We start from the raw sequence: 11,645 nt of genomic DNA, 5'->3' as shown, positions 1-11,645 counted from the left end.
CATCAATCGTAATTGGTGTGCCTTTCGTTTCCCCGCCTACTTTTGGTTGGTATTTCACTTCTGTTGAAGCATCTTTTTCTTTATAGGCTACTTCTACAGTTTGTGGTTTGTCTGTCAATGTAACAGTCTTGTTACCGTCTTCAGCTGGCACATACACTTTATCTCCAACTGTGATTTCTTTTGGTGTGTATGGGATGGTTTCACCTTGGTGATGCGCTCCTGATGGAACATCAATCGTAATTGGTGTGCCTTTCGTTTCCCCGCCTACTTTTGGTTGGTATTTAACATCCGTAGACACCACTCCCACATACACGGTCAACGGGTCACTTTCTTTACCTTGACTGTCAACCGCCTTAAGAACTACTGTATAACGTCCAGCTGGAGTTGCTTTTCCTGGTGTTTCTTTTAATCCAGAAACAATGTTTACTGTAGGTGTGCCGTACGGTTTGTCAGTTTCATTTGTAGCTTTATCTTCTGTATCTCCAACAGTTACTAGATTTTCTAGCATAGCTTTAGTGATACTTGTTCCTGATGGGAAGACTTTACGTGCTGTTTCGCTACTTGCTTCTGGCCCTTTATAAGATAATGTAGGCTTATTATTCGTAACATTAGCAACTTTCCACTTGCCTGTCGCACTTGGCTCTTGACCTGCTTCTGGTTGATTATATACACGAAGTCCTAATCCACTGCCATATGATTCAGTGTTATCTCCATTAGCAGATTCTTCTTTAATGTGAAGTTTTGTCGATCCACTTTGTTCATTTAGTTCAATACGAATATTATTTTCTGCTGGATTAGTAGCGCTCACAGTTGAACTAATTCTTCCAACATATCCATTCGCATTAGCAACTGCTGTATTATTTGCTCTTGTTGCTTCTGTATGCCATGTACCATCTGCTCCACGCACAAGAACGATACTTTTTGGTGTATTACTTGATTCTGTACTGTTGTGGAATCGTAATTCCATACGTTTCGCATCATGTGGTACTTTGACATCAATATGTTTGCTACCTGCAATGGTTGCATTTACTGAGTAATCACCCATTTCAACAGCTTTAACATCACTAGTTACACTGATATCATCTGCAGTAGTAGAACCTTTAATTTTTGTTGTGACAGTTAATCCTCTTGGCTGAGTTGTTTCACCATTTTTTGCAACCGATGTACGAAGTTTCACATCATCTGGAAGTGTTGCTGTCCATGTATTACCGTTGATTCTTACTCCACCATTATTTTCACTTGTCAACACTCGGTTAGTTCCATCATTCAATGCAACAGACACTACCGTATTACTGCTATTCGCATTTAATCCACCTAATGTACCTGTAATAGTACGTGAAGTCGAAGTCACTTTATTACTATCAAATGTTGGTTTTGGTGGCGTTACGCTCACCGTTACATTGATTGTCTTACTTGGTGTCGCTTGAGTTGCAGCTGGTAAATTATCCCCTGTTTGTGATGGTGGTAATGTAACCTTCACTTGGAATGTTTGTTTACCTGATGTACTAGCTACCTTATTTCCTACCCATTCATAAGTTGTTCCATTAGGTAAAGTATCAGAACCAGTAGCATTCTTCACAGCAGCTTTTGCCTGTTCAGCATTTAATGTAGTACCTTGGCTAACAGAAACGTTTTTACTATCTGCAATATCAAATACTTTATGCACTAATGTCTCTGTATGCTCTAAATTACCTGTAGTTGTAGTAGGGTTTGTAAATCGACCATAATTATATCTACCAATGAATGTATAATTAGTTGTTCCTACTGGATCTGATGCAAGAGTTCCAGCAAAGCTCGTTCCGCTTTGCTCTGCTCCTCCACTACGTTTATAAAGCCAATTCATTCCTCCAGGAATATTATTTCCGGTATTACTATAATAATCTGGATGTCCATTATTTCGCTGCACATTTTTAAAATCATAAATAGTATTAGCAATTGGGAATGTATTAAGAACTTTATACGTTAAACGAACTTTTTTCGTTCTATTTTCTCCGAAATTAACAGTTGCTTCTACAGTTTTTGTTTCTTCACTTCCACGAGTAATCGTATTTGTTTCAAGTGCTGCTGTTACAGTTGCTCCCTGAGGTAAATCAACTTTTGCATTTCCTTCTTGGACTTGAATAAATCTCTTCAACTCGTCTGCTGTTATCGTTTCTCCACGTTTAACATTGATAATATCACGAGCTACTAGATTATAACCAACTTTGAAATAACCTAGACTTGCTCCCTCTGCTGAATCTGCATGACTCTGATTACCAGAAGCATCTGATGTTTTAGCAATTACTTCATATGTGGCTGGGTCTATTTCTTTTTTCAAGCTATTAATAACAGCTGTTTTTTCAACACCATTTTCGACAATCTGTACTTTAGTGTTACCTTTCTTAACCCACATATTTAATTTATTACGAACAGTATTACTTGAAGGATTTGTTACATCATCCTTATCGTAGTTATCTGTCAATTTGGCTAAGCTAGCAAAAGAAGTATTATCTGCTAGACGGTTTGCTTGGGCACTTGTAGTCGCTAAAGTATTTGAAGTTGAACGTTCAACCCGAGGAGCTGTTGGATCAACAGGTACAAAGTAAACATTAATCACATTTGTATTATTAGCATTTGTAGTTCCACGATCTGCTAGTAATTCGTTATTTGTATATTTCGGCATTAGATATAATTGTTTTCTTACAACTAATGAATTACCATTCTGCCCTTTAACAACATTAGTTAAAGGAATTGCATTTGCACTATTTGCAGCTGAAATATTATCGTTTCCTAGAGTAGTACCAACAATATTTCTATTGTTGATATCTGTACGATTATTCTCAACAAGCTTATTCGTAGTATTATCAACGTTTCCTCCACCACCATATGATGTTGGATTTACTAAATCTAATACGTTAACTCCTACTCCATTTTTACTAAAGTATCCAGTAGACGTATTTCTACTGAAACCATTAGAATTGGCTTCTCCTAATGTTTTATCATTCCCTGTAACAGTCGTTAAGGATGGTTGTCCTTGACTATTTTTTGGAGTAGCGGTAATAGTTTTTAAAACTTCATTTGTTTGTAGAGCAACACCACTCGTTGCATCAAATTTATAAATTAACGATTTTCTATCCTGACTCCATTCAAACCCTGGATCTGTTGAACGGTTTGCAGGTTTTCCATTATTCGTAAACGTAATATTATAATCATCACGAATATGCGCAAATCGAGTAACGACATTATTTCTCGGATCAATTTGTAATTCTGCAATCTTATTATCTTTGTCTAATGCGGTAATTAATCCAGTATCCGAAATAGTAATATCAGAAACTTGTTTTCCTCTTAATACTCCATTTTTATTTGCTTCAAAAATTGCTTGCTTAATCGTATTTTTTTCAGCCTCAGAAAGAGTTCCTCTACGATTATTCGTCAAATCTTGAACTTGAACGACTAATTTATTAGATGCTAAGTTTGAAAGTCTACTTCTTCCTGTAACATTTCTATTTTCACTATTATCAGAATTTACAGAATAAGCTGTAGCACCTTGTCCTCCACTAACTTTTACGACTGCATGAACTTGTTGTCCTTCTGTTAAGTTAGCTGTAAAGTTCTCTGCTGATAAAGTTGTCGTACCATTTCTATCTGTTACAGTCTTACTAGCGACTTTAGTAGTTCCTTGATATAGTTCAACCGTTACAGTTGCTCCATTTTGCAATTGAGCATTTGTTGGAAGGTTTTCTACCGTTACAGTTGGTTTTGAACTTGCTGTACCATAGAATTGAGGTTGAGATATTGTTGGTGTGTTTGGCTTCACATTAAACTCAACTGTTTTTTCTAAAAATCCTCTTCCGTTAACAGAAGCAGTATCCCCTGTTAGTCCTGATGGATTTGTTGGTAATCCTTTTGTAGAAGTTTTACTATTTGGGAAATATGCTCTTGCCTTAACAGAATGTTTTCCAATCTTATCAAAAGAAACATACTCTCTAATTTCAGTATTTCCTTTTAGATAGCGGAATTTCATATCTGAACCAAAGTTTCCATCTCCTCTATTCGTTCCATCTGTTGTTGTTAAATAGTGATTTGGATCCACACTGGTTTCGTTAAGTCTTAAAACATCTGAACGAGTGTTATCATCAACTCGTATACCTCTATCTTCAAAAGCTAAATCATACGTTTTAACTTTGAATTTTAGTATAGCTTGATTTCCTTTGTTTTCACTTCCTGTTGCATCGTCTGAAACTTTTAAGGTAACAGTATTTGTCCCTAATGCAGCATTTGGATCCACTCTACCCGTAATAGTAGCAGTTGCAGGATTTGTTTCTGAACCACTATTTTGTGAAAGAGTATTTCCATTATTCAAGTTAACTCCAGTAGGCAATCCACTAATGTGCTTAATATTAATTTTTCCATTTGTATTATTATCAAACATTTTTAATGGAATATTTAAAGTTGCCCCTCTGAAGACTTCAACTACTGGAAGATTATTTTCATTACTTCCTAACACAGACTCTGTATTATTGGTTGGATTTGTCATTTTAACAGTAGGAGCGACAGAATCCGTCACATTAAACGTCATTGCTACTACTTTTTGAGCAGGTGAATAGATTGTATAATTTACACCATCTATTTCTTTCGTATTCTTCACACCAGGGAATACAGCTGTAGCAGTATACTTAGTAATAGTTCCTAATTCATTTAATTTCGTTTCATTAGCAACATCAGTAATTCTAGCATTTCTAAGATCGATCTCTTTCCATTTAAACTGCATATTCGTTGGATAGTACTTATCATTTGCTACAGTATCACTTTCTGCTACTTTGAAGTGATCATGAGGGTCTCCTAATGTACTTCCAACCGCACGATTTTCTGTCGTACTATTTTTTGCTTGAATATCTACAATACGATATTTAAATTTATATGTTTCTCTATTACCATATTGGTCAGAGGCTTCAACTGATGCAATTTGTTCCCCTAATGTAGCATCATCTGCAACTTTATTACTATCATCACCAGAAATTGTATGATTTAAAGTTGTAGACGTTCCTAAACGTTCTTTATCAACATTATCAACTTTATTAAAATAAACCCCTTTTGGTAAGTTTCTTACCATCAAGCTACCAATTCTACTCTCATCTGTTACTTTGAATGTTGGATTAAATGCAGCTCCACGATAAATAATAAATTGGTTTTCCTCTGCGTTTGTAGTCAATGTTCTACCATTCATTGTAACAACAGGCTTATTAGAGTCTGGAACTGTTAAGTTTGTAAAATGAAAATCTACATAACGAACGGAATCATCTTTATTTCCTGTTAATGCATTCTTCTCATTATCCATGTAGGTAATTTTAACTTGTTTCTTAACCCCTACTTTAGCAGTATTTCCATCAAAACTTGCTGAATCAACATCAAATGTACTTTTCGCTAATTCGATAATTTTTTGTTTTTGAGCTTCAGTTAAAACTTGTCCAATTGATAAGTTATTTAACTCACGAGGTAGAGTTACATATTTTGTTTCCTCATAAGCAGCTGCTCCTTGTGGAGTATAACGTACTTTTACAGGGACAATTTTTTCACCTGTTAGATTGCTATTTCCATCTGCCCACTCTACATTTTTAATGGCACGGCTTTTAATATCATTTGAAGAACCAGGGAATCTATCTGAATTCCCTTTAAATATATTTCTAAATGTATCTGAATTCCCTTCATTCCAATTTGTAAACAAATCAGGAATTCTACTTGAAATATTATTATATCCAGAAATAAAGTCTGTGGCATTTCCTAAGTTATCAGTTGTTTTTCGAGCTTGATTCTCTTTTGCTTCATTTTTTATAGGCTCAAAAATATCTGACTGAGTTACAATATTAAATGAGAATGGAATTTTAATCGTTGAACCATTATATGTTCCTTCTAAGTACGCTAAATGTCCACCTTTTGTTCTATCTTTAGAGTTCGTTAAAGCGTCATTAGGATTATTATAATTATAGAAGTTATGAATATGAGAATACTTAGAACCATCAATGGTTGCTGTAGGAGTTATTTTTAGTAATAATCCTCCTTTTCGAGGTCTTTCATCTTGACCAGTAGTATTATTTCTTAATACTAATCCTGCATCAATAAATCTATCTCCCATTACAGTACTTACAGCATCACTATTAAAACTGTATGAAGAATTTTCAAAAGCTCCTAATTGAGTTCCTTTTAAGAAAGTTTTCTTTTTAAAGTCCCCGTTCGTAAATGAATCTGTTTTAATAGTATAGGCATCTTTCAATGTTCCCCATTGAGAGTAACTTCTGTGTTGAGTTAATCCCAAAGTAGTTTCATATGTCTTCACACCTGCAACATAATAAGGAGCATCTCCACTATTAGAATGTGTTGTAAATTCGAATGAATAAGAATGGTTAAATCCTCCTGGATTTCTTCCTTGAGGCTGAATTGCGATAATGTTTTTAGTTGAGTTTCTAATATTTTCAAATAGGAAATCCGATTTTTGAATAATATCTCCATTTACACCACTTCTATTAAAGTAGTAGTTGGTAGAATTCTTAACAAAATCTTCTAATGTTCTAATAGGTGCTTGAATATATGGACGACCATTAATAAGACCTGTACCTTTGTAATATTCTCCACCATTAACGCCTTCAGTTGTACCCATTTTACCATTCAGAAGACCTTGAGATTTTTGTAACACATCATCAATAGTTCCTGTTGCAATTTGAGATTCATTTTCTTTTAATACAACAGAGCTACTAAAGTCATGCCCATCCGGTAATGTAAAGTAGTAGAATGGTTTTTGGTGAGGTTCACGACCAGCATTGAATTGAATCTTCCAGTTAAACTCATAACCTGTTTGTTCGTTCCCTGATACACGATTTACCTGTACATAAACCCTATTTCTAGTCCATGCAATCCTTTGAGGCCCTTGCATATTATTATTGTTAATCGGGCTATTTTCAGCATTATTCGAGTTATACAAGAATGTCCCTACTGGATAATTATATCCATGATAGTTTGGATCATTAATACCTGCTGATTGGAATCTTCTAACGTCATCGTTTGTAATCATCCATGCTGTGTATGCATTCCCAAACTCCGTATTAGCCCCTTCTCTAGTATTAGGTGCTCTAAAATAAGATTCTGGAAGCATCTTATTTCCATTTCGAGTATCACGCTTACCTGAGTTTTCACGAGTTACTGCTAAGACAAGTTTTTTCTCTGCTTGCTTACCTTGCTTCATTAACTCTTCTATTTCTGAAGTAGTTAATTTCGGATTTGCTAAGCCATTTTCGACAGAGCGGACAATTTCTTCTACCCCCTCCAAGAGTTTCTTGGTCTCAGGGCGTTCAATTTTTTTAGCAGTATCTAAGTAAGTGATTAAATTTTTAGAAAGCGCTTCTAGTTTGTTTTTATTAGCAGTGTCTTCCCCTTTATTTTCATCTTTTTGAACAGCTTTGATTTCTTCTGCCTGATTAGTAGGATTCACAGCTTTATCAGATACTTTAAGCTCTTTTGTATTTTGCGCTTTAGAATCAGCTCTATCTTCCTTGTTAGAGGTTTTATCCTCAGTCTTAGACTTAAGTTGACGCACTTGCTCTGTAAGAGATTGAACTCGATTCACTTGATTTGTAAGCGTTTCCTTAGAAATGTTTTCTCCATCAAGTAAACGCTTATTTTCGTCGGTTAATTGAGAAAGTTGATTAGATAGACTTAATAAACTTTCCTCATCTACTTTTGCAATTGCAGCTTGAAGTTCACTAATAGCCTGAACAAGAGGAGACTTATCCACTTGCTTCTGAGCAGCAGGTGTTTTGTCACTCTCTACTTCTTTTGATTTCTCTATAAGATTCTCTTTAGGAGGAACTCCCTCTGTCAGTCCCGTAACACCAGCATTTACCTTTTCAGTATTGGCCGTAACAGGTGATACAGGTAAAGTATCTGCCTTAACCGCACCATTAGCGAAAAACATTAATGCTGCTACGGCAACACTTGCAGCACCAAAATGGTATTTCCGAATAGAATAACGGTATAATTTTTCACCATTATCATTAGACTTTTTACCAAACATAAATATGTCCTTTCTATTGTTTCAGTAGAATAAGTTTAAAATCTTAGAGACAAAATGACTCAATGTTATATTAATACTTTTAAAATAAAAAATCAAGCATTTACATAAACATCAACCAAAGATGTAAACGCTGTAATCGTTATATTTCAAGGTGTTTCCGATATATATATATATATATATATGCAAGGTTTATTATACTGCTGTTTTAGACCATATGTTATAAAAATTTAATATAAATAAAAAACAGATCTTACCTTTTGCTTCGGAAAAATCTGTCATTATTTTATTTTAAATGGTAGACTGCCTATCCTTACATTTTATAGACAGCGGATTGATGAAAGCTTATTATTGGGTAAAGAGCTTCTCCCAAAAAACTCCAACCATGGCTTGCGAACCTCGTCTTTGCTGGTTTCTCTGTATTTTTTAGTTCTTATTTGCGATGCTCTTTCAATAGTTCTTCAAACTCTGCGACAGTCATACCTAATTGCTGACTAGCAACTTCAGAAGTCAAAAGACCTTGACGTACTAGATTTACTAAACCTACTTTTAATCCCTCTTCGATACCCTCTGCTCGCCCACGTTCAAGGCCTCGTTCTAATCCTCTTTCTTCAGCTTGTTCCAAGGCATAGTCTTGTGCTAACAAGGCTTGTTCTTCACGCATACGTAGTTGACTAAACATTTTCCTGTCCTCCTCGGACCAGCTCTTGTAGTCTAGCAGTTGGTCTGCCTGGCTGATGGCTCGTTCTGGTTGCTGGGTAAAGGGCTTGTTCCCAAAAAACTCCAACCATGGCTTACGAACCTCGTCTTTGCTGGTTTCTCTGTATTTTTTAAGTTCTTATTTGCGATGCTCTTTCAATAGTTCTTCAAACTCAGAGACAGTCATTCCCAATTGTTCACTCGCAACCTCAGGTGTTAGAAGACCTTGACGTACTAGATTTACTAAACCTACTTTTAATCCCTCTTCAATGCCTTCTTCTCGTCCTTGCTCACGACCCTCTGCACGACCACGTTCAAGGCCACGTTCTAATCCTCTTTCTTCAGCTTGTTCCAAGGCATAGTCCTGCGCTAACAAGGCTTGTTCTTCACGCCTGCGCTGTTCACTAAACATTTTCCTGTCCTCCTCGGACCAGCTCTTGTAGTCTAGCAGTTGATCTGCCTGGCTGATGGCTCGCTCGGGTTCTTGAGTAAAGGGCTTATTCCCGAAAAACTCCAACCACGGCTTGCGAACCTCGTCTTTGCTGGTTTCTCTGTATTTTTTTAGTTCCAAGAACGCCATCTTGACTAGATGATGTTCCTGTCCATTGTTTGTGATGGTTAAAACCTCACCTGTCGTGTCCTCACGCATGCTAAAACTGTGAAAAGCTAGATCGTCTTGGAAATAATTACTGTCCACAATAGCGATTGCGTATACTGGTGCGATATGCTTGTAACTCTGATGGGTATCACCTTCTCGCTGGCGAATTTTTTCTAGGTTTTGATTGACCTGACTACATAGATAAGCCCACAAACGATTGATAAAAAAATTCTGATGATGAACTTGGATTTCAATAATTACTTGCGTTCCATTATCCAACTCCGCCAAGACGTCTATACTGGTATAGAAATCCTGTGCCGAGTAAGGCAGGGAAGGTAAGACATGAATATTACTTCCCTCCAAAATAGTCACATTTTTTGCTGGTAAATCCAACATATCGCGGATAAATTGACAAGTGATTTCTGGATTGCTAAAGATTTTTTTAGCAACCAAATCATTGGTCGGGCTAATGCCCGGATGACGTACAGTCATATTTCTTCTCCTTTCATTATACCATAGTTTTAAATCTAGATTGACTAGATTCGATGGTTCTATCTATTTATTCGGAAAAAGTAGAAAGAGTAGAGAGAATTAGGAGAAATTTCAAACTATACTATTTATCTGAAAGCAATGGACGCCCACCATAGATATTATAAACCTTATAAAACAAAAGAGCTAGCCTAAGCTAACTCTTATCCTATGCGGAGAGAGGGACTTGAACCCTCACGACCTAAAGCGGTCACAGGATCCTTAGTCCTGCGCGTCTGCCAATTCCGCCATCCCCGCGTCGATTACTTTACTAGTATATCAACTTTTAGGATGCTTGTCAACACTTTTTTCAGATTTTTTTCATTTTCACCAACCAAGTTAGTCTGAAATTTCATCTAGATTTTCATCTACTAACTTAGCCCCAAGTGTATTTTTGAAATGGCCTAGGGCAAATTGATGATTTTCAGGCCAGATGGAAGCAACAGCTGGTTTAACAATCTCGATGTCATATCCTAGATTATAGGCATCTATAGCTGTATGCAGGACACAGATATCCGTCAAAACTCCTGTTAAAATAACTGTAGAAATGCGACGCTCTCTCAAACGGATATCCAGGTCAGTCCCTGAAAAAGCTGAGTAATGGCGTTTATCCATCCAAAAGACACGACTGTCTGAACCATGCTCTTGATAAAAGGTTCCCAAATCTCCGTATAAATTGCGTCCACTAGTCCCAATCAAATTGTGAGGAGGAAATAGCTTGCTTTCTGGATGGAAACAATCGTTTTCTTCATGAGCATCTATTGTAAAGAAGATGTAATCTCCGCGTTCAAAAGCTAATCGAGTTACCTTGCTGATGGCATCCGAAATCGCCTGAGCTGGAACGCCTGCTGTCAATTTTCCACTATCTGCAACAAAATCTTCTGTATAATCAATCGAAATTAAAGCTTTAGCCATTAGTAATCTCTTTTCTTCACTTCTTCAAAAATATCTGAAATCAAGACCTTAAGATAGGTTCCCTTCATTCCAAGTGAGCGACTTTCAATAATTCCCGCAGACTCAAGTTTACGAAGGGCATTGACAATCACAGAACGGGTAATCCCAATACGGTCTGCAATCACTGACGCAGTCAACTGACCTTCGTTTCCATTTAACTCTCCTAAAATTGCTGATACAGCACGGAGTTCTGAATAAGAAAGGGTATTGACCGCCATGGTAACAGCAGTACGGCGGCGGATATTTTTCTCATCCTCTTCACGTTGGAAGTTGAGAAGCTGAATCCCAACAACGGTACTGGCAATCTCAACAAGGATCAAGTCCTCATCTTCGAATTTCTTATCATTGCGCCAAATAATCAAAGAACCTAAACGAATCCCTGACACATGAATCGGTGCAATCGTTGTCAAACCATCTGGAAAGTCGGCACGACTTTCCACAGGGAAAATACTCAAATCATGATCAACTGTCAGATTGGCTTCTGTATCGTAAATCATGTTCGCGCCCTGTACATAGTCATCCGGGAAAATCTTAGTTTGGAAGAATTGCTCCACGCGATCTGTATTGGTTTTATAACGCATAAAATAGCCAAGGAGACGTCCCTTGCTGTTTACAATACAAGCATTACAGTCAATAATATCTGCCAATTGACGGGTAATCGCATTGTAGGGAAGTTCTTCCTGCAACTGCTCCTCCGAGCGCTTCAGGATAGAAGTAATTTTTCTAGTTTTTTCTAATAAATGTGCCATTTTTCACCTCGAGTTTAATCGCTATCATTATAACATAAACAGCTTGAATTTTCAATTATTATCTGAAAATTGCTTA

4 protein-coding genes, 1 tRNA gene and 2 pseudogenes are annotated in these 11,645 nt (G+C 36.7%); all 7 read right to left on the bottom strand.

Annotation, left to right across the window (positions count from 1 at the left end):
• A partial coding sequence (locus RYL77_RS05365) for a YSIRK-type signal peptide-containing protein (protein ID WP_315010402.1) occupies positions 1-8,044 on the bottom strand: 8,044 nt, incomplete at its 3' end.
• 365 nt (positions 8,045-8,409) lie between these two features.
• Positions 8,410-8,478 (bottom strand): annotated as a pseudogene (locus RYL77_RS08975) (flagellar assembly protein H domain protein); the annotation flags it as partial.
• Positions 8,475-8,879, bottom strand: a pseudogene (locus RYL77_RS05360) (hypothetical protein); the annotation flags it as partial. The pseudogenes RYL77_RS05360 and RYL77_RS08975, both read right to left, overlap by 4 nt.
• Positions 8,880-9,830, bottom strand: a complete 951-nt coding sequence (locus tag RYL77_RS05355) for an Rpn family recombination-promoting nuclease/putative transposase (RefSeq protein WP_315010400.1) — start codon at positions 9,828-9,830, stop codon at positions 8,880-8,882.
• Positions 9,831-10,038: 208 nt separating this feature from the next.
• Positions 10,039-10,124, bottom strand: a tRNA-Leu gene (locus tag RYL77_RS05350).
• An 81-nt stretch (positions 10,125-10,205) separates the two neighbouring features.
• Positions 10,206-10,781 (bottom strand): isochorismatase family cysteine hydrolase, encoded by a 576-nt coding sequence (locus RYL77_RS05345; protein WP_315010398.1) that lies wholly within the window; start codon positions 10,779-10,781, stop codon positions 10,206-10,208.
• Positions 10,781-11,569, bottom strand: coding sequence for a GTP-sensing pleiotropic transcriptional regulator CodY (gene codY / locus RYL77_RS05340; protein ID WP_049542801.1), 789 nt, complete (start codon positions 11,567-11,569; stop codon positions 10,781-10,783). The genes RYL77_RS05345 and codY overlap by 1 nt, the downstream gene beginning before the upstream one ends.
• Positions 11,570-11,645: the final 76 nt, after the last annotated feature.

The organism is uncultured Streptococcus sp., from assembly GCF_963516515.1.
GTDB lineage: Bacteria > Bacillota > Bacilli > Lactobacillales > Streptococcaceae > Streptococcus.
This window is presented reverse-complemented; position numbering and strand designations above follow the sequence as displayed.